The sequence below is a fragment of the Pseudenemella bisphenolivorans genome, from assembly GCF_051133435.1.
Classification (GTDB): Bacteria; Actinomycetota; Actinomycetes; order Propionibacteriales; family Propionibacteriaceae; genus JAAYAO01.
Window position 1 is genome coordinate 392944 of sequence record NZ_JBPGNY010000003.1, and the last position, 21195, is coordinate 414138.

23 protein-coding genes are annotated in these 21195 nt (G+C 68.0%); 7 read left to right on the forward strand and 16 right to left on the reverse strand.

All coding sequences use genetic code 11. From position 1 onward, the window contains the following. The 3 genes from ACR4XW_RS09385 to ACR4XW_RS09395 form a co-directional block, all read left to right on the forward strand. On the forward strand, window positions 1-595 hold a 595-nt coding region (locus ACR4XW_RS09385), incomplete at its 5' end, for a metal ABC transporter substrate-binding protein (protein WP_434760288.1). An 11-nt stretch (window positions 596-606) separates the two neighbouring features. Beyond that, window positions 607-1485 (forward strand): metal ABC transporter permease, encoded by an 879-nt coding sequence (locus ACR4XW_RS09390; RefSeq protein WP_434760289.1) that lies wholly within the window; start codon window positions 607-609, stop codon window positions 1483-1485. Beyond that, entirely contained in the window at window positions 1482-2258 is a 777-nt protein-coding gene (locus ACR4XW_RS09395; protein WP_434760290.1) for a metal ABC transporter ATP-binding protein, read from the forward strand. Before ACR4XW_RS09390 ends, ACR4XW_RS09395 begins: the two co-directional genes overlap by 4 nt. Window positions 2259-2318: 60 nt before the next feature. Here the strand turns inward: ACR4XW_RS09395 and dtd are convergent, their stop codons facing one another. Beyond that, on the reverse strand, window positions 2319-2744 hold the full coding sequence (dtd, locus tag ACR4XW_RS09400) for a D-aminoacyl-tRNA deacylase (RefSeq protein WP_434760291.1): 426 nt from the start codon (window positions 2742-2744) through the stop codon (window positions 2319-2321). Window positions 2745-2815: 71 nt separating this feature from the next. Between dtd and ACR4XW_RS09405 the strand changes: the two genes are divergently transcribed. Together ACR4XW_RS09405 and ygfZ are read left to right on the forward strand one after the other, a co-directional pair. Continuing rightward, on the forward strand, window positions 2816-3328 hold the full coding sequence (locus tag ACR4XW_RS09405) for a heme-binding beta-barrel domain-containing protein (RefSeq protein ID WP_434760292.1): 513 nt from the start codon (window positions 2816-2818) through the stop codon (window positions 3326-3328). After that, on the forward strand, window positions 3325-4296 hold the full coding sequence (gene ygfZ / locus ACR4XW_RS09410) for a CAF17-like 4Fe-4S cluster assembly/insertion protein YgfZ (protein ID WP_434760293.1): 972 nt from the start codon (window positions 3325-3327) through the stop codon (window positions 4294-4296). The genes ACR4XW_RS09405 and ygfZ overlap by 4 nt, the downstream gene beginning before the upstream one ends. A gap of 4 nt (window positions 4297-4300) precedes the next feature. On the opposite strand, the gene ACR4XW_RS09415 is transcribed toward ygfZ, so the two are convergent. From ACR4XW_RS09415 to ACR4XW_RS09430, 4 genes are all read right to left on the reverse strand, one after another. Further along, window positions 4301-5500 carry a glycoside hydrolase family 3 N-terminal domain-containing protein gene (locus ACR4XW_RS09415; RefSeq protein ID WP_434760294.1) on the reverse strand — a complete coding sequence of 400 codons (1200 nt, stop codon included), beginning with the start codon at window positions 5498-5500 and terminating at the stop codon, window positions 4301-4303. Further along, entirely contained in the window at window positions 5497-6900 is a 1404-nt protein-coding gene (locus ACR4XW_RS09420) for a mycothione reductase (protein WP_434760295.1), read from the reverse strand. Before ACR4XW_RS09420 ends, ACR4XW_RS09415 begins: the two co-directional genes overlap by 4 nt. A 58-nt stretch (window positions 6901-6958) precedes the next feature. Beyond that, window positions 6959-7924 carry a c-type cytochrome biogenesis protein CcsB gene (gene ccsB / locus ACR4XW_RS09425; protein WP_434760296.1) on the reverse strand — a complete coding sequence of 322 codons (966 nt, stop codon included), beginning with the start codon at window positions 7922-7924 and terminating at the stop codon, window positions 6959-6961. An 85-nt stretch (window positions 7925-8009) separates the two neighbouring features. Next, on the reverse strand, window positions 8010-8447 hold the full coding sequence (locus ACR4XW_RS09430; protein WP_434760297.1) for a MarR family winged helix-turn-helix transcriptional regulator: 438 nt from the start codon (window positions 8445-8447) through the stop codon (window positions 8010-8012). Between the two features lie 98 nt (window positions 8448-8545). On the opposite strand from ACR4XW_RS09430, the gene ACR4XW_RS09435 reads away from it, so the two are divergent. Next, entirely contained in the window at window positions 8546-9742 is a 1197-nt protein-coding gene (locus tag ACR4XW_RS09435) for a saccharopine dehydrogenase family protein (protein ID WP_434760298.1), read from the forward strand. Window positions 9743-9800: 58 nt separating this feature from the next. Here ACR4XW_RS09435 and resB read toward each other — a convergent pair whose 3' ends face one another. The 11 genes from resB to ACR4XW_RS09490 all read right to left on the reverse strand — a co-directional run bounded on the left by resB (window position 9801) and on the right by ACR4XW_RS09490 (window position 20659). Next, the gene (gene resB, locus ACR4XW_RS09440; protein WP_434760299.1) at window positions 9801-11363 is read right to left on the reverse strand and encodes a cytochrome c biogenesis protein ResB; all 1563 of its coding nucleotides are present in this window, start codon (window positions 11361-11363) and stop codon (window positions 9801-9803) included. After that, window positions 11363-12121, reverse strand: coding sequence for a cytochrome c biogenesis CcdA family protein (locus tag ACR4XW_RS09445; protein ID WP_434760300.1), 759 nt, complete (start codon window positions 12119-12121; stop codon window positions 11363-11365). The genes resB and ACR4XW_RS09445 overlap by 1 nt, the downstream gene beginning before the upstream one ends. 5 nt (window positions 12122-12126) lie before the next feature. Next, window positions 12127-12702, reverse strand: a complete 576-nt coding sequence (locus tag ACR4XW_RS09450) for a TlpA family protein disulfide reductase (protein ID WP_434760301.1) — start codon at window positions 12700-12702, stop codon at window positions 12127-12129. After that, entirely contained in the window at window positions 12702-13322 is a 621-nt protein-coding gene (locus ACR4XW_RS09455) for a histidine phosphatase family protein (RefSeq protein ID WP_434760425.1), read from the reverse strand. Before ACR4XW_RS09455 ends, ACR4XW_RS09450 begins: the two co-directional genes overlap by 1 nt. A 78-nt stretch (window positions 13323-13400) precedes the next feature. Beyond that, window positions 13401-14717: a glutamate-1-semialdehyde 2,1-aminomutase gene (gene hemL, locus ACR4XW_RS09460; RefSeq protein WP_434760302.1), complete on the reverse strand. Its 1317-nt coding sequence runs from the start codon at window positions 14715-14717 to the stop codon at window positions 13401-13403. A 13-nt stretch (window positions 14718-14730) separates the two neighbouring features. Next, window positions 14731-15705: a porphobilinogen synthase gene (gene hemB, locus ACR4XW_RS09465; RefSeq protein ID WP_434760303.1), complete on the reverse strand. Its 975-nt coding sequence runs from the start codon at window positions 15703-15705 to the stop codon at window positions 14731-14733. A gap of 7 nt (window positions 15706-15712) precedes the next feature. Then, the gene (locus ACR4XW_RS09470) at window positions 15713-17362 is read right to left on the reverse strand and encodes a bifunctional uroporphyrinogen-III C-methyltransferase/uroporphyrinogen-III synthase (RefSeq protein ID WP_434760304.1); all 1650 of its coding nucleotides are present in this window, start codon (window positions 17360-17362) and stop codon (window positions 15713-15715) included. Between the two features lie 22 nt (window positions 17363-17384). Beyond that, window positions 17385-18350, reverse strand: coding sequence for a hydroxymethylbilane synthase (gene hemC, locus ACR4XW_RS09475; protein ID WP_434760305.1), 966 nt, complete (start codon window positions 18348-18350; stop codon window positions 17385-17387). A gap of 22 nt (window positions 18351-18372) precedes the next feature. Next, window positions 18373-19638, reverse strand: coding sequence for a glutamyl-tRNA reductase (locus ACR4XW_RS09480; RefSeq protein WP_434760306.1), 1266 nt, complete (start codon window positions 19636-19638; stop codon window positions 18373-18375). Then, window positions 19635-20318: a redox-sensing transcriptional repressor Rex gene (locus ACR4XW_RS09485; protein ID WP_434760307.1), complete on the reverse strand. Its 684-nt coding sequence runs from the start codon at window positions 20316-20318 to the stop codon at window positions 19635-19637. Before ACR4XW_RS09485 ends, ACR4XW_RS09480 begins: the two co-directional genes overlap by 4 nt. An 86-nt stretch (window positions 20319-20404) precedes the next feature. Continuing rightward, window positions 20405-20659: a glutaredoxin family protein gene (locus ACR4XW_RS09490; RefSeq protein WP_434760308.1), complete on the reverse strand. Its 255-nt coding sequence runs from the start codon at window positions 20657-20659 to the stop codon at window positions 20405-20407. A gap of 99 nt (window positions 20660-20758) precedes the next feature. On the opposite strand from ACR4XW_RS09490, the gene ACR4XW_RS09495 reads away from it, so the two are divergent. Then, window positions 20759-21169, forward strand: a complete 411-nt coding sequence (locus ACR4XW_RS09495) for a very short patch repair endonuclease (RefSeq protein ID WP_434760309.1) — start codon at window positions 20759-20761, stop codon at window positions 21167-21169. Window positions 21170-21195 lie beyond the last annotated feature (26 nt).

The window sequence follows — 21195 nt, forward strand, 5'->3', positions numbered from 1 at the left end:
AGGCGACGACCACGCCGATCACGACCACGGGAACGAGGGCGACGACCACGAGGGCCACAACCACGGCCCCGAGGACCCGCACGTCTTCCTGGACGCCGGGCGCATGGCGACCGCTGCCGAACTGATCGGCGCCAAGCTGACCGAGGTCACCGGCGATGACAAGTTCACGGAGTGTGGCAAGCAGGTCAGCGGCGAGCTGAAGAAGACCGACGAAGAGGTCAAGAAGACCCTGTCGGCGGTGCCGGCCGACAAGCGTGTGATCATCACCGACCACGATGCTTTCGCCTACTTCGCCAAGGCTTACGACTTCCAGGTCGCCGGCGTGGTGATCCCGGGTGGTTCGACCGACGGTGATGCGTCCTCGTCGCACCTGGCCGAACTGGTCAAGGTGATCAAGGAGCGCAACATCTCCACGATCTTCTCCAACTCCGCGGTGAGCCCGAAGCTGGTGGAATCCCTGGCCGCCGAAACCGGTCGTGACGTCAAGGTTGTCGAGCTGTACGTCGGTTCGGTCGGGCCCGAGGGTTCGGGTGCCGAGACCTACTCCGGCATGATGACCACCAACGCCACCCGGATCGCCGACGCGTTGAAGTAGGCTGACCGTTCGTGGATTGGTTCTTGGAGCCCTTCGCCCTCGGGTTCCAGCAGCGAGCTCTGCTCGGCGGCTTGATCGCGGTCTCGATGACCTCGGTCGTGGGCGTGTGGCTGGTACTGCGAGGGATGAACTTCTTCGGTGACGCCTTCGTACACGGGGTGCTGCCGGGCATTGCCGCAGCCGTGCTGTTCGACTTCTCGCCCTACCTGGGCGCAGCGGTGGCCGCCTTCGCGATGGTGTTGGGCGTGGAGGCGGTACACCGGTGGACCACCTTGAAGGAGGACACCGGCATCGGGCTGCTCTTCGTCGGCATGATGGCCTTGGGGGTGACGATCATCTCCAAGGCCACCAGCTACACCGGCAGCCTGACCAGCATCCTGTTCGGCGACATCATGGGCGTCACCAGAACCGATCTGATCGCCCAGACGGTGATGGCGGTGGTGATCATCGCGGCATCGCTGGTGCTGTACCGGCCGCTGCTGGCGCTGTCGTTCTCACCGCAGAAGGCCCGTTCGCTGGGCATGCACCCCAAACTGACCCACATCCTGCTGTTGGTACTGATCGCCGCTGCGGTGATCGGCTCCTTCCGAGCGGTGGGCACCCTGCTGGTGTTCGGCCTGCTGGTTGGTCCGCCGGCCTTCGCCGCGCTGGTGGCCCGCACGGTGAAGCAGATGTTCGTGATCTCGCTGCTGGTCGGTGCTTTCTCGGTGTGGCTCGGGCTGATGATCAGCTACCACCTGGGCACCGCCGGGTCGGCCACGATGGCCCTGGTGCCGATCACGATGTTCTTCGTCATGCTGATCGCCAAGCAGATCTTCCGGCAGGTGCGCGACCGGCAGGACCGCCGCGCGTCCAGTGCGCTGGACCCGTTGAAGGGAACCCTGGAATGAGCTGGTTCGCCAAGGCCGAAGACCTGGTGCTCGCCTACGGCAACCACGTGGCGATGAGCGCGTCCAGCTTCACCCTGCCGGCGCAGTCGGTGGTGGCGATCATCGGCCCGAACGGGTCGGGCAAATCGACCCTGCTGCATGCCCTGGCCGGGGTGATCGAACCCCGCTCCGGATCCCTCACGATCACCGAGTTGCCCGAGGCGGGGCACCGGATCAGCTATGTGATGCAGTCGGTGCAGTACCCCGAGGGCACCCCGATCACGGTGCGCGAAACCGTCGCGATGGGCCGCTACGCCCAACTTGGCTGGTTCGGCCGGATGGGCCGCAGCGACCGGGCCAAGGTGGCCGAGGCGATGGAGCGGCTGGAGATCACCGATCTGGCCAAGCGGCATCTCGGCGAACTCTCCGGTGGCCAGCGGCAGCGGGTGTATGTGGCCCAAGGGCTGGCCCAGGGCCATGAGGTGCTGCTGCTCGATGAGCCGTTGACCGGGCTGGACCTGCTGTCGGCGCGCAAGATCGACAAGATCATTCACGACGAGCGGGAGCATGGCCACACGGTCGTGCTCACCACCCACGATCTGGACGAGGCCCGTGCCGCCGATCACGTGGTGTTGATGAGTGGCCGGGTGGTGGCCAACGGCACCCCGGAGGAAGTGCTGACCCGGCACAACCTGGAAATCGCCTACGGCCTCGGCGCCCTGCACGATCACGAGGACCGGATCAACGGTGGCCGACTGTTCCTCGATGATCCGACCCACCCGAAACACGATTAACGTGTGACTTCTTGTTCACCCCGCAGACAAAATGTCACACGATATCGACCGGGTTGAGGCTCAGGCGTCCATGATCAGGGTGACCGGGCCGTCATTGACCAGTTCCACCGCCATCATTGCGCCGAACCGCCCGGTGGCAACCTCGGCCCCCAACTCGCGCAGGGCCTCGACGAAGGCCTCGTAGAGCGGTTCGCCCACCGCAGCGGGGGCGGCCTCGTTCCAGGAGGGGCGGCGGCCCTTGCGGGTGTCGGCGTACAGGGTGAACTGGCTGATCACCAGCAGCGGGGCACCGATATCGGAGCAGGACACCTCATCACGCAGAATTCGCTGCTTCCATACCTTGGCGGCCAGCCGGGTGGCGGTTTCGGGGGTGTCACTGTGGGTCACCCCGAGCAACACCACCAATCCCGGCCGGTCGATCTCACCAACGATTTGGTCGTCCACCCGAACCGCGGCCCGGGTCACCCGCTGCAACACCACTCGCATGCCAGCGAGGGTAACCCGTTGAACCGGCACCGCCGATGCGGCCCGAGCGCCTAGACTCGGGTGGTCCACCGATGAGGAGCAAACCTATGTTCGAGATCCCGTCCGATCTGAGCCCGGAACTGGTCGCGCTGGCCTGGATGCGTGGCCGCTGGGTCGGCGAAGGCCACGGCGAGTGGCCGGGCGTCGGCAAGTTCGAGTTCGGCCAGCAGGTGGAGTTCACCGACAACGGCGGGGATTACCTGCACTACATGTCCCAGACCTGGGAACTGGACGAGAAGCGCCAGCCGAAGAGCGCCCGCTCGATGGAGACCGGGTTCTGGCGCCCGCAGCGGGACGGCACGGTCGAGGTGGTGATGTGCCACCCGGAGGGCTACTCCGAGATCTGGTTCGGCAATATCACCGGCGCGCGGGTCGACCTGACCACCGATGCGGTGGCCCGCACCCGCACCGCAATGGCCTACACCGGCGGCACCCGGCTGTACGGGCAGGTCGAGGGCGACCTGATGTACGCCTTCGACCGCCAGACCGAGGAGCACCAATTGCAGCCCTACATGTGGGCCCGGTTGAAGAAGGTGGCGCAGTGAGGGTCGAAGTTGTCGAGGGCATCGACACCGGAGCGCTGTGGCACAGCGGCGACCCGATCCGCGAGCAGCGCACGCTGAGCGCCGGGGACGGATTCGTCGACCTCAGCCACTACGACCTGTGCACCATCGAGGGGGTCGACCGGCTGACCTGGCTGCACGCCCTGACCACCCAACACCTCACCAACTTGGCTCCCGGGCAGGCCACCACCGCCTTCGTGCTCTCCCCCACCGGGCACATCGAGCACGGTCTGGAGATGGTCGACGACGGCACCCGGCTGTGGGTGCACACCGCCCCCGGCCACGGCGAGGCACTGCTGACCTGGTTGGAATCGATGAAGTTCATGTCCCGGGTGGAGATGAGTGCACGTCCGGACGCCGGTCTGCTGTGGACCCCACGTGTCCCCGAGGACGTGGCCGACCTGTTGACCACCGGGGTACTTGCCCTGCGTGCCTGCCCGTGGGGTGGCACCGAGGTGTTCTTCGAGGCCGATGCCCGTGCCGCGGTGACCGAGCAGCTCGGCGACGAGGCCGGCATGTGGGCCTACACCGCCCTGCGGGTCGCGGCCGGGTATCCGCGATTCGGGGTGGATACCGATCACCGCACCATTCCCAATGAGATCGGGCTGGTCGGCACCCACCTGGACAAGGGCTGTTATCGCGGCCAGGAGACCGTCGCCCGCGTGCACACCCTGGGACGCCCGCCCCGCCGGCTGGTGCGGTTGTTGCTGGACGGGTCGGTCGACGTACTGCCCCCCACCGGCAGCCCGGTGGCCAACGCCGACCGGGAGATCGGCTTCGTCGGTTCGGTCGCCCAGCACTGGGAACTCGGACCGGTGGCGCTGGCGCTGGTGAAGCGCAATGTGCCGGTGGACGCGACGCTCACCTGCGGGCCGGAGAACGAGGTCTCGGCCGCCCAGGAGGTGCTGGTCGACCCGGACGTCGGCCTGCACGTCCGCGCCCGGCTCTAAGCGCTCAGGGGGTGCAGTCGACCAGGCCGAGGTCGGACTTCAAGCTCAGCACCCTGGTGGCCGAGGTCGCGACCTGTTCGGCGAACTCCGGATCGTCCTGCATCTGCCCGATCATTTTCTCCGACATGGCCGCAGCCTTGGCCGGGTCGGCATTGATCACCAGATCTCCCCCGGCGGCCACGAACTGCCATCCGCGATCGGCCACCGGCACCGAGGCCAGGTTCTCGGCCACGCCGAGGTCGTCGGAGATCACCACACCGTCGAAGTTGAGATCACCGCGGATCATCTCCTGCAGGATCACCTTCGAGAACACCGCTTGATGATCGGGGTCGATCTTGGTGTAGGTCGCCGATGAGACCATCAGCATCGAGGCGCCCGCTTCCAGTCCGGTGGCGAAGGGGGCCAACCCCGGATCGTCCCGGGTGGTGCGGTCATCGACCACCCGGTCGGCGAAGTCGGGGTTGCCGACGACCCGGCCCAAGCCCGGGTAGTGCTTCAAGGTGGTGCCCACCCCGGCCTCGCTCATGCCGCGCACGTAGTCGGTGACCGCCGCCCCGATCTCGTCCGGGTCGGAGGAGTAGCCCCGGCGCAGTTTGGCGACCGGCTCATTGGCGCTCGCCATCTCCTCGGGTACGTGGTCGGCCACCGGGGCCAGGTTCACGTTCACCCCGGCCTCGGCGAGTTGTTCACCCCAGCGTTGGGCGTCGGCGGCCAAGTCGTCGGCTTGGGCCTGCTCGACCGCGTCCGGCATCGAGTCGAAGCCGGGGCCCTGCAGGCGCTGCACCTGCCCACCCTCCTGGTCGACGGCGATCAGCACGTCCTCGCCGACCTCCTCGCGCAGCAGGTCGGTGAACTCACGGACCTGTTCGACCCCTTGGGTGGTGTTGCCGAGCAACACCACGCTGCCGATCTCGTGATCGGTGATGACCTGCATGGTGGCGGCATCCGGGACGGCGTCGTTGGTGATCGCGACCATGAACAGCAGCCCGGACTGTTCCTGCGGCGACATCCGGTCAACCATTGCCCGACACGACGATGCACCCGCGGGGGTTTCGGAGGCCGGACTCGACTCGGGTGCCGGGCTGCTGTCCGATACCGGGCTCTCCGGCGCGCGGGTCGGGGTGCCACCGCTTTGTGGCGCTCCGGCGCAGGCGGCCAGCACCAGACTCAGCGCAGCCAGCCCGGCCCAGCGCAGCCGGGTCACGAATCTTCCAGGGGCAGCGAGAGCAGGGCGTTCTCGATCAGCTCGGGCATGGCCGGGTGGATCCAGTACTGACCGGTGGCCATCTCGCGCGCTCCCAGGTCGAAGTGCAGGGCCTGGATGACCGGCTGGATCAGGGTCGCGGCCTGGGGGCCCATGATGTGTCCGCCGAGCAGTTTGCCGGTGCTGCGGTCGGCGATCAGCTTGGCGAAGTGTTCGGTGTCCTCCATCGCCCAGCCGTACGCGATCGAGCCGTACTCCTGGACGGCGGTGACGTAGTCGAGGCCCTGGTCCTTGGCATCGGCCTCGGTGAGTCCGACCGAGGCGACCTGCGGCTTGCTGAACACCGCACCGGGGACGTAGCGGTGGTCGCTGGCGATCAGGTTGTCGGGGTGCAGCAGATTGTGTTGCACCACCTTCGCCTCGTGGTTGGCAACATGCTTCAACTGGTGCTCCGAGCTGACATCGCCCAGCGCCCACACCCCGTCGGCAGTGGTGCGCTGGTATTCGTCGACGATCACCAGTCCGCCCTCGTCCACCTCGACACCGCCGGCCGACAGGTTGAGGGTGTCACTGTTCGGTACCCGGCCGACCGCGAGCAGCACCACGTCGGCCTCGTAGCTGTGGTCGGTGCCGTTCTCGTCGTCGCCGGCGCGGGTGTGGATCCGCACCCGGTCGCCGTCGAGGGGTTCGACCCGGGTGACCGACTCGCTCATCCGCAGGTTCCACTTGCCGGCGGCCAGTTCGGTGAAGCGGCGCGCGACCTCCTCGTCCTGCTGGCGCAGCATCAGCGGGGAGCGGTTGATGATCGTCACGTCGACGCCGAAGGAACCAAAGATGTGGGCGAACTCGGCGGCGATGAACCCGCCACCCAGAATCACCATGGTTTCGGGCAACTCGGACAGGTGCATCACGGTGTCGGAGGTATGGCAGACGATCTGGTCCGCACCGGGGCAATCGAGCCTGCGCGGCCGGCTGCCGGCGGCCAGCACGATCCGGTCGGCGGTGAACTCGGTGTCCCCGACCCGCAGCCGCTTGTCGGCCACGAACTCGGCGGTGCCGCGGTAGAGGTCGACGTTGCCGGCGCGGTATTCCTCGCCACCCTGCGCGATCGGATCGATTCGGCCGAAGATCCGGTCGTGGATCTGCTTCCAGGCGACCCCGTCCAGGCTCAAGTCAACCCCGAGCGCGCGGGCGTGGTCGACCGAGGCGGCCAGGTCTGCGGGGTGGACGAACATCTTGGTCGGGATGCAGCCGACATTGAGGCAGGTGCCGCCGAAGACGTCTTCGATGCCGACCCCGCGGTCGACCATGGCGACCTTCCAGTCGGCGAATCGTTCGTCGGGAATGGAGTTGCCCGAGCCGGATCCGATGATGCAGAGGTCGTAGTGCAGGTCAGCCATGGGCACCATCGTAGGCATATCCACCGACTGCACCGGTGCCGTGCAGGGTGCTTGGGGATCAGATTCCGGCGTAGGAGTGCAGGCCGGGGATCAGCATGTTGACCCCGATGTAGTTGAACCAGAAGGTGGCCACACCGATCAGGGCGATCACCGCCGCCTTGCGTCCGCGCCACCCGGCGGTGGCCCGGGCGTGCAGGTAGGCGGCGTAGGCGACCCAGGTGATCAGCGACCAGGTTTCCTTCGGGTCCCAACCCCAGAACCGGCCCCAGGCGAACTGGGCCCAGACCGCTCCGGCGGCGATGGTGAAGGTCCACAGCGGGAAGGAGAAGGCGTGGAAGCGGTAGGCGATCACGTCGAGACGTTCAGCACTGGGCAGCTTGGCCAGGTAACCGCGGACGGTGCCCTTGCGTTCGGCCCGATCCCGCACCAGGTACAGGATCGTGGCGACCGCGCCCAGGTTGAAGGCGGCCGCCGACACCGCTGCGGTGACGATGTGGATCACGAACCACACCGAGTGCAGGGCCGGCACCAGCGGTGCGACGTCGACGTAGAAGACCGTGACGGCCAGACCGATGCCGATGGTGCTCAGGAGGGTCACGAACAGGCCGGCCCAGCGCATGCCGAAGCGCACCGCACCGACCAGGTAGGCGGCCACCACGAACAGCAGGGTGCTGGTGATGAACTCGTACATGTTCGCCCAGGGGAAGCGGTCGCCCGCCAAGCCGCGGGTGACGACACCAACCAGGTGAAAGACGAAGGCGACGGTGGTCAACAACAGACCGACCTTGCCGAATCGGGCGAGCCGCGGGTCTTCGGTGGTCTCGACCCGGGTTTCCTCGGTGGCGGTCGGCAGGTCGGCACCCGCTGCTGCGCCGGCACCGACCAGCACCCGGCGCCGTTTGCGCTCGACCTTGGTGCTGAGGTTGCGCGCCACCGACCACTCCAAGGCATGGGCAACCATCGCGATCAGGTACACGACCCAGGCGGTGGTCATGGCTTGGGTGGACAGAGTCGACAGGTCCATCAGTGGATCCTTCCCGGCGTTATCGCCCCTTCAAGTGCCCCATCATGATGCATGAAGACTGATTTCGTCGCATCCACGTTCCGTTTCAGGCCTCGCGCATGTTCCGCGCCTGCATCAGTACCCGGTGGATCAGGTCGCGCAGGGTCACCAGTTCGTCCTCATCGAACTGTCCCAACAAACGTTCGGCCACGCCGACGCGCATCCGGGCGATCACCGCGGAGGTTTCGCGTCCCTCGTCGGTCAGGTCGATCAGCACCGCGCGGCCGTCCTCGGGGTCTCGGGTGCGGCTGACCAGACCGCGCTCCACCAGGGCGTCCACCAGCACACTGACTTGCTGGGGGCTCATCGCCATTGCCTCACAGAGCTGGGTCAGCCGTTGGTTACCGCGCACGCTGAGTTCGTGGAGCACTGCGGTGCGCACCGGTGTGAGTGAGACGCGCTTGGATCCGGCGGAAAACTGCTGTCCCAGCTCCACGGTCAGTTCGGACATCACGTCCATGGTTTCTTCACGCAACTGCGACACGCGCTCAGCGTAGGTCATCGAAACCGTCCATTGACGTGGCACGCGAAACTATTCAATAGTGTTGAATAATGTTTTCCGATGATCGAGGAGCCCCAGACATGCAGATCACCGTTCTCGGAGCCGGCGGGATCTCCCGTGGCATCGCGGCGGAGTTGTCCCGCCGAATATCCGCCGGAGAGTTGCCCGGTTGCTCGCTCACCGTCGCCGACATCGACGTGGATCGGGCCCGAACCGTGGCCGGTGAGGTCGGTGCCGAAGCCCGTCAGGTCGACATCACCGACCCGGAAGCCCTCGCCGCTCTGGTCGCCGACTGCGACCTGGTTGCCAGCGCGGTGGGCCCGTTCAGCCGTTTCGGTTCGGTGGTGTTGCGGGCCTGTGTAGCCGCCGGAACCCACTACCTCGACGTCTGTGATGAGGACGTCGTGGCCGCCGAAGTGCTGTTGGACGCCGACCTCGACCGGGCGGCCGCCGCCGCCGACGCCACCGTGGTGATCGGCTGTGGGGCCACCCCGGGGATCTCGAATGTGGTGGCCCGCTGGGGCATCGAAAGCCTCGATGTCGCCGACAGCGTCGACATCTTCTTGGGCATTCCCCCGATGGCCAGCTTCGGCGTCACCATCAACGAGCACATGCTGGACTCCCTGTCGGGACAGGTCACCCAGTACCTGGACGGCCGCTTCGAGCAGGTGGACGCCTGGACCGGCACCCGGGACGAGCAGATGGCCGAGGGCTACGGCGGTGGCTCCTTCGGCTACCTGGGCCACCCCGAGCCGCTGTGCCTGGGCCGGTCGTACCCCGACCTGCAGCGGGCCACGATCCGTTGGTCGTGGCTGGAACCGGAGGCCAACGAAACCTGGCAACTGTTCAACCGGCTCGGCCTGAACTCCGACGAACCGGTGCCGAGCCTGGGCCTGTCCCCGCGCACCTTCCTGGCGCACCTGCTGGACAGCCCCCAGGGTGCCCGGATCCCGGGCCTGACCCCGCAGCGCAGTCACCGCGGGGTGCCGCTGCGCACCATCGTTGAGGGCACCTTGGACCAGAAACCCACCCGCGTGGTGCTGGACCAGTTGATCGAGTGGGCGACCAAGAAGGGCAGCCCCGGTGCCGAAACGGCCTGGCCGGCCGCCGAGACCGTCGCCCGGATTGCCACCGGTGCGATCACCCGGCGCGGCGTCCTGAGCCCGGAACAGGTGCTGGATCCCGATTCGATTCTGCCCAGGTATGCCGAGGTCACCGGGGTGAGCTTCGCCCGCTCGATCGAAACGACGGGGAAGGCCTGGCTGACCGAGGGCTGAGTTCGGTGTGCTGTGGGGCGGTTCGCATCGGCGGCCGCCCCACGGTCATGTGCGGCGGTCAATCCTCGGGCTGTTCGGCCTCGGGGAAAAGGTCGACGAGAGCTTGAACTTCATCGACCAGGCCGAGGCGGGCGTCGGCGCGGTCGAGGCCGCCGATGCTGAGGGTGTGTCCGCCGTCGGACGGGGTGAGCCGGGCCCAGATCCGGCGGGGCCGGATGAACAGCGACAGCAGCAGGCCGGCGATGGCGATGACCACGCCGATCACGATCACCGGCACCCCGGGTTGTTCGGAGACCTGGAGTTTCACCCAGCGGTTCCAGCCGACGAAGCTGATCGTGCCCAGGTTGTCGGGCAGTTCGACCTCGGTGCCGGGTTTGAGCCGCAGCCGCAGCACGTCCCCGTCCTTGGTGATCTGTTCCAGGCCGGTGGTGTCGAGGGTGTAGACGTTCTCGGGCACGCCGGATTCGGTCTCCTTGGGCGGGCCGTGCCACACGTTGAGGAACAACTCGGGGGACGTGGCGTCGGGGAAGGTTGATCGCGGGCCCTGATCATCCACGGTGGCCGAGGGCAGGAAGAAGCCTTCGAAGGCGAGCCGCTGGGGGCGGGCGTCGGGGGCCTTGATCACCCCGAGTGAGGTGAACATGCCGTCCTGGGGCAGGAAGACCACCGGGCCGGCGAAGGCGATGTTGCCGTCACCGTCGCGCACCTCGACGATGGGGGCATAGCCGTGGGCGTTCAGGTGCACCTGGGTGCTGCCCACCATCACCGGGTGGTTCACCTCGAGGGCTTCGTTGCGCGGTTCGGCTCCCGGATGGTCGGTGACGGTGACGTCGGCGGTGAAGACCCGGGCCGCGCCGTGCTGGACGGGGCCGGTTTCGAACTCGGCATGGAAGGAGTTCACCTTCACCGAGAAGGGTTTGAGGTCGCGTTCGCTGAACCGGGCGCCGGCGGAGATGTCGTCGTACTGGCTGAGGTTGTTCGAGAAGCCGTACCCCTCCACCACGATCGCGGTGCCCTTGAAACCCCACAGCGCACCGACCGCCACACCGACCAGCAGCAGGGTGAGGCTGAGGTGGAAGATCAGGTTGCCCATCTCGCGCAGGTAGCCGCGTTCGGCCGACACGGTGGTGTCGGTGGTGGCCACCCGGAATCGGCGGCGGCGCAGTTCCTCGGCGATCCGGGGCAGGGCGGACGGGTCGTCCAGGGTGATGGTGGCCGAGACCGGCAGCCGGTTCAACCGGGCGGGGGCGGCCGGTGGTTGACGGCGCAGGGCCTTGGCGTAGACGCCGATTCGGGGCACGATGCAGCCGATCAGCGACACCAACAGCAGCAGGTAGATCGCCGAGAACCAGGGTGAGGAGTAGACGTCGAAGAAGCCCAGGGCGTCGTAGATCTTGCCCAGGGTGGGGTTGTCGGTGAGGAACTCGTTGACCTGAATCGGGGTGACCGGACGCTGCGGCACCAGCGATCCGGGGATCGCGGCGATCGCGAGCAGGAACAGCAGGATCAGCGCGGTGCGCATGCTGGTCAGCGCACCCCAGGCCCAGCGTCCCAGGGCCCGCAGGCCGGGTTCCTTGGTCGGCGGGGCCGGACGGGTTTCCTCGGTGGCGGTGTGCGACATCAGATCAGTACCTCGAATCCGCTCACCCACTGGCGGGCCATCCCCATCAGCCAGTCCCAGCCGCCGGTGACCATCAGTACCCCGACCGCCACCATCACCAGGCCACCGATGCGCATCACGATCTGCTGGTGGCGTTGCACGAACTGCACCAGTCGGCGCATCCGGCCGAAGGCCAAAGCGGCGACCAGGAAGGGGACGCCCAGTCCGAGGCAGTAGGCCAGGGCGAGCACACCGCCACGCAGGGCGCTGCCCTCGGTCAGGGCCATGGTGAGCACCACCGACAGTGCGGGGCCGATGCAGGGGGTCCAGCCCAGGCCGAGGACGACCCCGAGCAGCGGGGCGGCGGCGAGCCCGGCCCGGGGCACCCAGCGCAGCCGGACGTCGGATCTGCCCAGCGGCAACAGCCCGGCGAAGGCCAGGCCGAGCAGAATCACCAGTACGCCGAAGATGCGGGTGAGTACCGGGGAGTACTCCATCAGCCAGCGCCCGGCGGTGCCGGCCAGTACCCCGGTGGTGACGAAGACCGCGGTGAACCCGAGGATGAACAAGGCGGTGCCGAGCAGCAACCGTCCGCGTGGGCCCTTACCGCCGGTGACCTCCTGGGCACCCAGGCCGGTGGCATAGGACAGGTAGCCCGGCAGCAGCGGCACCACGCACGGGGAGAAGAAGGACACCAGCCCGGCGAAGGCGGCCACCGGCAGGGCGAGCAGCAGTGACCCGGTCAACAGACCGGACACGCTCAGGTCCAACAACACCATCGACATCACTTACCGGCCGCGATGTCCTCGACCAGGCCGACCAGGGTGGTCTTGTTGACCTCCCCGATCACCCGGGCGGCGACCCGTCCTTCCTTGTCGATCACCAACGTGGTGGGGATGCCGCTGGGCGGGATGGTGCCGGAGAACTCCAACAGCAACTCGCCCTGCGGGTCGAAGATGCTGGGATAGGGAATGCCCTGTTCGGCGACGAACTTCATGCCCTGGGCCTTGCCGAGGTCGCGGGTGTTCAACCCGACGAACTGCGCGGTGCCCTCGGTTTCGGCGGCCGCGGCCACCAGGTCGGGGGCTTCGGCGCGGCACGGGGCACACCACGATCCCCAGACGTTCAGCACGATCACCTTGCCGGCGTGGTCGGCGAGCGAGATCTCGCCCTCGGAGGCCAGGTCGGGCCCCGAGATCATCGGTGCCGGTTCGCGCTCGTCGGGCGGGACGATGGTGAGGCCGCCGTCCCCGCCCACGAAACCTTCCTGGGTGGTGGGTCGGTCATTGCCGCAGGCCGACAGCACCAAGCCCAGGGTGAGCACCCCGAACAGCACCAGGGCGCGCCGCAGAATGCTCATCACAGACCGGCCAGCAGCTTCTTGTCCTTGGGCGGCAGCAGGTCGGCGACGGGCTCGCGGTACTCGGTGCCGGCCAGTCGTCCGTCCACGAAGATCAGCGTGGTGACGCTGGCCAGGGTGCATTCGCGGCGGGCCGGGTTGTGCACCAACCGGCGTCCCTCGGCCGACAGGCGGGCCAGCCAGATCGGCAACTGATGGGTGACGATCAGCGCTTCGTGGCCGTCGGCGGCACTCGCGGCGTCCACCACGGCCGCGCGCATCCGGGCGGCGATGTCCTGGTAGCTCTCGCCCCAGCTCGGACGCAGCGGGTTGCGCAGATGCCACCACACCCAGGGCTTGAACAGGTCGCTGCGGCGGGAGTTGATCACCCGGCCCTGCAGGGTGTTCGCGGCCTCGATCACCCGGTGGTCGATGGTCGGCTCCAGGCCGAGGCGCTCGGCGGTGGGGGCGATGGTCTGCCGGGCACGTTCCAGCGGCGAGCAGACCAGGTGGGTGATGTCGTGCTGGGCCCAGTGGTCGGCCATCCGCTCGGCCATCTGCCGGCCACGTTCGGAGAGGTTGTACCCGGGCAGGCGCCCGTACAGCACCCGGCCGGGGTTGTGTACCTCGCCGTGACGCATCAAGTGGACGCGGGTGGTGGTCACTGGTCGACTCCTGTCGCGGGAAACTTCATCGGCATGTGGCGGACGCGGGCCCGCTCAGCCCTCGAGCGTGCTCGCTGCTGCCCGGGCGGCCGCGGGCAACGCCTCGACGATACGTGACAACGCAACGTCATCGTGTGCCGCGGACACGAACCAGGCCTCGAAGGCACTCGGGGCAAGATTGACGCCCGCGTCCAACATGGCGTGGAAGAAGGCCCCGTAGGCCTTGGACGACTGGCGTTGCGCGGTCGGGTAGTCGGGCACCGAGGTGATCTCGGCGGGGGTGAAGAAGACGCTGAACAGGTTCGCAGTGTGCTGAATCACATGCGGGACGCCGGCGGCGGTCAGCGCTTCAGCGACCTCGGCGCGAAGTTTCTCGGCCGCCACGTCCAGGTGGGCGTAGACCTCGGGGGTGGCCAGTTCCAGGGTGGTGCGCCCGGCGGCGGCCGCGACCGGGTTACCCGACAGGGTGCCGGCCTGGTAGACCGATCCGACCGGTGACAGGTGGGCCATGTACTCGGCCGCCCCACCGAAAGCGGCAGCGGGGAATCCACCGCCCATCACCTTGCCGAAAGTCATCAGATCGGGCTGGACCCCGTCCAGGCCGTACATGCCCGAGGCGGAGACCCGGAAGCCGGTCATCACCTCGTCGGAGATGAACAGCGCGCCGTGTTCGTGGGCGACGCGGCGCAGGTAGGCGTTGAAGTTCTCCCCGTCCACGATCGACGGTGGCACGACACCCATGTTGCCGGGGGTGGCCTCGGTGATCACTGCGGCGATGGAGTCACCGTGGGCGGCGAAGGCGGCGGCCACGGCGTCCCGGTCGTTGTACTCGCAGACGATGGTGTCGCCGACAGTGGCAGCGGTGACGCCGGGCGATCCGGGATGCCCGAAGGTCGCCACACCGGAGCCGGCCGCGACGAGCAGGGAGTCGACGTGGCCGTGGTAGCAGCCGGCGAATTTGATGATCTTGTCGCGGCCGGTGATGCCGCGGGCCAGCCGCAATACCGACATGGTCGCCTCGGTGCCGGAGTTGACCAGCCGCACCTGTTCGATCGGGGTGCGCTCGACGATCGCCTCGGCCAGCGCCACCTCGTCCTCGGTGGGGGCCCCGTAGGAGGTTCCCTTCGCCGCGGCCCGGCTGACCGCCTCCAGTACTGCGGGGTGAGCGTGGCCGAGCAGCATCGGGCCCCAGGAACCGACCAGGTCGACCAACTCGTTGCCGTCGGCATCGGTGAGGTAGGCGCCCCGGGCGGCGGTGATGAACCGGGGTGTGCCGCCGACCGCCCCGTAGGCGCGCACCGGGGAGTTGACGCCCCCGGGAATCACCCGCTGGGCACGGGCGAACAGATCGGCGGAACGCGAGTCGGTCATGTCTTCCTTCTGGTTACGAACGGTGCCGGCGGGCCCATTCGAGGGCCCAGTAGGTCAGGATCAGGTCGGCGCCGGCCCGGCGGATCGAGAGCAGGGATTCGTCGATGGTGCGGTCGCGGTCGAGCCAGCCGCGTTCGGCGGCAGCTTCGATCATCGAGTACTCCCCCGACACGTTGTAGGCCGCGATCGGCAGGTGGTGTTCGGCGCGCAGTCGGGTGATCACGTCCAGGTAGCCCAGGGCGGGTTTGACCATGATCACGTCGGCACCCTCGGCGACGTCGAGTTCGGCCTCGTGCATCGATTCGCGGACGTTGGCCGGGTCTTGCTGGTAGGTCTTGCGGTCACCGGTGAGGGTGGACGCGACGGCCTCGCGGAAGGGCCCATAGAAGGCCGAGGCGTATTTCGCGGTGTAGGCCAGGATCGCCACATCGGTGCGTCCGGCCCCGTCCAGGCCGCGGCGGATCGCGTCGACCTGACCGTCCATCATGCCGGACGGACCGACCATGTGGACGCCGCACTCGGCGTGCAGCAGGGCCATCTCGACGTACTTGTCGAGGGTGTGGTCGTTGTCGACGGTGCCGTCGTCGGTGAGCAGCCCGCAGTGGCCGTGGTCGGTGAACTCGTCGAGGCAAACGTCGCTCATCACCACCAAGTCGTCACCGACCTCGGCGCGTACCGCGCGCAGACCCTCGGCCAGGATCCCGTCGGGGTCGGTGGCGCCGGAGCCCTCGGCGTCCTTCTGCTCGGGCACCCCGAACAGCATGATGCCGCCCAGACCGGCCTCAACCGAGTCGGCCGCGGCCCGTTTCAGGCTGTCCAGGGTGTGCTGGACGACCCCGGGCATGGACGAGATCGGCCGGGGCTCGGTGATGCCCTCGGCGACGAAGACCGGCAGGATCAACTGCCGGGGTGCCAGGGAGGTTTCGGCGACCAGGCCACGGATCGCGGGGTTGGCGCGCAGCCTGCGGGGACGGTGCGGCAGGGACATGACCACCTCAGGAACGACGCCGGCCGCGGGCTCGCGTCTGCGAGGGGCGCAGCACCGGTGTTCCGTTGGCGATGAACTCGTCGCGGCGTTCGGCGGCGAAGCTGGCCAGGGCGTCGGCCAGTTCCAGGGCGCTCGGTTCGGCGGCCATCACGTCCACCCGCAGGCCGTGTTCGGAGCAGGTCTTCGCGGTCTGCGGGCCGATCGCGGCGATCACGGTGGTGGCATGCGGCTTGCCGGCGATGCCGACCAGGTTGCGCACCGTCGACGACGAGGTGAAGACCACCGCGTCGAACTTGCCGGTCTTGATCGCTTCGCGGATCGGCGCCGGGGGCGGCGAGGCCCGCACGGTGCGGTAGGCGGTGATGTCCTCGACCTCCCAGCCGAGTTCGACCAGGGCCGCCGACAGGGTTTCGGTGGCGATATCGGCCCGCGGCAGGAAGACCCGGTTGATCGGGTCGAGCACCTCGTCGTAGGGCGGGAACTCCGCAGCCAGGCCGGCCGCCGACTGGTCACCGACCGGGATCAGGTCGGGTTCGATGCCCCAGTCCTGCAGCGACTTGGCGGTGGTGCGGCCCACCGCGGCGACCTTCAGGCCGGAGAAGTCGCGGGCGTCCAGGCCGACGGCCTCGAAACGTTCGCGCACCGCCTTGACCGCGTTGACCGAGGTGAACGCGACCCATTCGTAGCGGCCCTCGACCAGCCCGCGGATCGCCTTCTCCATCTGCTGGGGTGAGCGCGGCGGCTCGACCGAGATGGTCGGTACTTCTTCCGAGGACGCACCGTAGGAGCGCAGCCGGTTGGTCATCGGGCCGGCCTGGTCCTTGGTGCGTGGCACCAGCACCCGCCAGCCGAACAGCGGCTTGGATTCGTACCACGACAGTTCCTGGTCGTTGCCGGCCACGCCGGGGCCGATCACCAGATGGACGTGGGCATTCTCGTCGACCCCGGCCGCGGCGACCGCGTCGGCCAACTGCGCCAAGGTGGACGGGATGGTGGTCTGGGCGGTGGAGCCACCGGAGATGATCACCATCGCCGGGTCATCGCTGACGCGTCCGGCCAGGGCGGTGGCGGCGGCGATCTCACCGACCATGCCGGCCCGGGCGTTGATCACCAGGGTGCCGGCCAGGGCCCAGTGGGCGGCCTGGCTCTTGGTGAAGCTCTCCCCCACGGTGACGAAGTGCATGCCGTCGACGGTGTTCAGCGAGATGCCGGCGTATTCGGGTACCGCGGTGAGGCTGGAGACCCCGGGGACGATCTCGAACTCGATGCCGCCCTTGACGCATTCGGCGGCTTCCTCGGCCACTCCGGCGTCCATGAACGGGTCGCCCTTGACCAGACGCACCACGCGGGAACCGTCCCGGGCGTGGTTCAGTACGGCGCGGGCGCGTTGCAGCGGGGTGAGCTGGCGCTGGTTGGAGCGCGGGGTGATCACCTGCACTTCGGCCTTGGGGTTCACCTTGACAGCGGGGTGTTCCAGGATGGAGGTGAGTTCCTCGTCCTCGATCACCACCGCACTGGCATCGGCCAGCGCGGCGACGGCACCGAGCGTGAGCAGATCGGGATCTCCCGGACCGGTTCCGACGAAGATCACCCGTCCGCGCGGGGCAGGCGTGGCAGTCGTCAGCGGTGAGGGGGTCGATGCCGGATTAGCGCTCACGTTTGCCTCTTTCGTCTTGCTGCTACAGACCGGGGGTCTTGGGATGTAGTTGTCGTACCGGACCGATTTCGGTCAGAGCCTCCTCGGCCAGCCGTTGCCCGGCGCCGGATGCGTCGGTAGCAGTGCCGCGACCAGTTACCCGAACCATCGACTCACCGGCCGGTGAATCAACAGCGATAACCGCGCTCATGTGTAAATCATGGCCCTTATCATGCCCACTTTCCAGTCGGGCAGCCACCCCCACCGGTGCGAGGCATCCGGCTTCGAGGGTATTGAGGAATGCGCGTTCGGCTACGGCAGTTGCCCTGGCGGTGGGGTCATCGATCGGTAAGACCGCCTCGCGGAGGGCCTCATCGTCGGCCCGGATTTCGACACCGAGGGCACCCTGGCCGGCCGCCGGCAGCATCACCGAAAGGTCGAGGGCGTGGGCCTGTAGATCGCGGACGGTCAGCCGGTCGCCGTCGTGCAGATAGCCGAGGCGATGGACGCCGGCGGCGGCCAGCAGCACCGCGTCCAGCTCGCCGTGGGCGACCAGGTCGAGGCGGGTGTCGACGTTGCCGCGGATCGGCACAATCTCGAAATCGATGCCACTGCTGCGGGAGTACTCGCGCAGCTGCGCGGCGCGGCGCGGGGATCCGGTACCGACCCGTTTACCGGCCAGCTCGGCCAGCGGGGTGCCGACCACCACGTCGTGCACGGGGGCACGTTCGGGGATGGCGGCGATGTCGAGGCCCGGGGCTTCGGCGGTGGGCAGGTCTTTGAGGGAGTGCACCGCCACGTCGATGGTTTTGTCGCGCAGTCGGTCGCGTACCGCGATCGCGAATACCCCTGTGCCGCCGATCTCGGTCAGGTGGCGACGATCGGTGTCACCCTCGGTGGTGATGCCGACCATCTCGATGTCGTGGCCGGCTGCCCGGAGCATGTCGGCGATGCTGTCCGCTTGGGCGCGGGCCAGCGGGGAGCGTCGAGCGCCAACCCTGATCAGCATGAAATCTCCGTGGGTCGAGCCGTCACGGCACCTCCGGTGCCCGGCTGACCGCCTCGACGGCTTGTTGGTCCAATGCGAACAAATCCCGCAGGGCTGCGGCGTAGTCGACCACCTCGTCACCGGCGAACTGCTTCACCCGCACGGTGGGGCGGTGCAGCAGTTTGTCGACGATGCGGTGCATGGTGATCTCCACCTCGGCACGCTGGGCGTCGGTGAGGTCACCGGCGCGGCGGTGCAGACGTTCGAGTTCGGTGTCCATCACCTCGGTGGCCATGGTGCGCAGGGCGACCACGGTGGGGGTGACCTGGGCGGCGCGGCGCGCCGACAGGAAGGCGGTCACCTCGTCGGCCACCAACTGGCGGGCGGCGGCGACCTCGGCGGCGGTGGTCTCGTCCAGATCCTGGGTCATCAGGCGGCGCAGGTTCACCAACGGGATCTGCTCACCGACCGACTCGTCGATGTCGGCGGGCAGGGCGAGGTCGATCGCACCGATGATGTGGGTGCCGATCTGGTCGGCGTGCAGTACTCGGCCGCGGGCGCCGGTGCAGGTGATCAGTACATCGGCTTCGGCCAGGGCTTGTTCGAGTTCGGCCATCGGACGGGCTCGGCCACCGACCTGTTCGGCCAACCGGACGGCCTTGTCGTGGGTGCGGTTGACCAGGGTGACCCGTCCGCCGACGTCGGTGACGGTGTGCGCGGCGAGGGTGGCCATCGAACCGGCGCCGAGCACCAGCACCTGGCGGTCGGCCAGGCTGACGCCGTCGCCGGCCAGCGCGCTGACCGCGGCGGTGATCAGGGAGCGTCCGGCACCACCGATGCCGGTGGCGGTCTGGACCTTCTTACCGACCCGCAGGCCCTGCTGGAAGAGGGCGTTGAGGGCCGAACCGACCGAGCCGATGGCCTGGGCGCGGGTCAACGCCTCGCGCACCTGGCCCAGGATCTGGCTTTCGCCGACCACCATCGAGTCGAGCCCGCTGGCGACTTGGAAGAGGTGCCCGACCGCGGCGCCGTCGTAGAAAACCCGACAGCCGGCGGTGACGTCGCCGACGTCGAGCCCGCTGATCGAGGCGAGTTCGGAGATTGCGTCGTCGAGGCCGCCGTGGAAGCGGGTGACATCGAGGTAGAGCTCGGTGCGGTTGCAGGTGGATACCACGACGGCTTCGTTGATCACGTCGCTGTCGAGCAGTGCGGTGGTGAGCTTCTCGCCGTCCGCAGCGTCCATCGACACTCGTCCGAGGAGGTCGATCGACGCAGATCTGTGAGAGAGGCTGACCGCGAGAATGCTCACCGAATATTCACTTCCTCCCGGCCGGCACCGGGATGGGCACGATGCTCATGGTAGGCGAGAATCTGTAGTTCTTGGGCCAAGTCGACATCTCGGATATGTACCCCAGGGGCTACCCGGACGGGAGTGGCTGAGAAGTTCAGGATTCCAGTGATTCCCGCGGCAATCAAATCGTCACAGACCTGCTGGGCCGCCGACGGCGGGGTTGCGACGACGGCGAGCACCGCCCCGGTCTGCGCCACGATGGTGGGCAGGTCGCTCGGATGGCGAACCGTGACGGTGCCGTCCCCGACCCGGAAGGTGCGTCCGATGAGCTTGGGGTCGATGTCGAAGGCGGCCACCACTTTGAAGCCCTGCAGGCCCCGTCCGGCGTGGTTCGCCACCGCCAGGCCGAGGTTGCCCATGCCGGCCACGATCAGCGGGTGGATCACGTCGGCGCCGGTGTGCTCGGACAGTTCGGCGAGCAGGGTGCCGGCCACATAGCCGACCCCACGGGTGCCGTGGAGGCCCAGAACGGACAGGTCTTTGCGCACCTGGGCGGGATTGACGCCGGTCGCTTCGGCCAGTTCGGCCGAGTTGACGGTGGCGTCGGGGTCAAGGGCAGCCAAGGCCCGTTGGTACAACGGGAGGCGGGTGATCGTCGCCGCCGGAATCGGCGGTGCAGTCGGCGCGCTGTCTGTCAACGGCCCTCCTCGACGAGATGACGCCTCTCAACCTAAGGGCTTGTGAAGAAATACACAAAGTGGTTCGTCGGGTGGAATGTGCGCTGTTATCGCCCGGTGGGTCGATCGAGGGCAGCGGCCAGGCGTTCGGGATCGACCCGCCAGATGTCGTGCTGCTCACCGTCGACGAAGGTGACCGGTACTTGGTCGGTGAAGCGGCGGCGCAGTTCGACGTCGGCGTCGATGTCCTTGGTCTGCCAGGTGATGCCGCGCGGGGTGCAGACTTCTGCGATCACCTCGAGTGCCACCTCGCACAGGTGGCAGTTGTCTCTGACCATGACCAAGACCCGGGGTTCGCTCACCCGGGCACTGTATGCCACGTGGGTGATCTCGGGCCGTGACTGCTGCGCTGGTTGCAGCAGGCGTGGCACAGGGTGGGCCGGTTGGTGATGATGGAGAGCATGGAACCGCCGGTGACCGATGCCGCCACCTCGGCGCGGATGTCACGGCAGAAGACGCGTGACACCGGGCCCGAGTTGGCGCTGCGTCGTGCCCTGCACCGGATGGGATATCGGTATCGGGTGGACGCCGCCCTGCCGGGCATGCCGAGGCGTCGCGCGGATCTGTTGTTCCCGGGCCCGAAGGTGGCGGTGTTCGTGGACGGCTGCTTCTGGCACGGCTGCCCGGAACACGCCACCCGGCCCACGCGCAACAGCACGTGGTGGGAGCAGAAGCTGACCGGCAACGTCGAACGCGACCGGGACACCACCGAACACCTCACCGCACTGGGCTGGACGGTGGTTCGGGTGTGGGAACACGAGAGCGCCGAGGACGCCTTGGCGTTGGTGCTGGCTCATTTACCCGCGCGATGAATGGGGCCGGATTCGGGCCTCGAGGG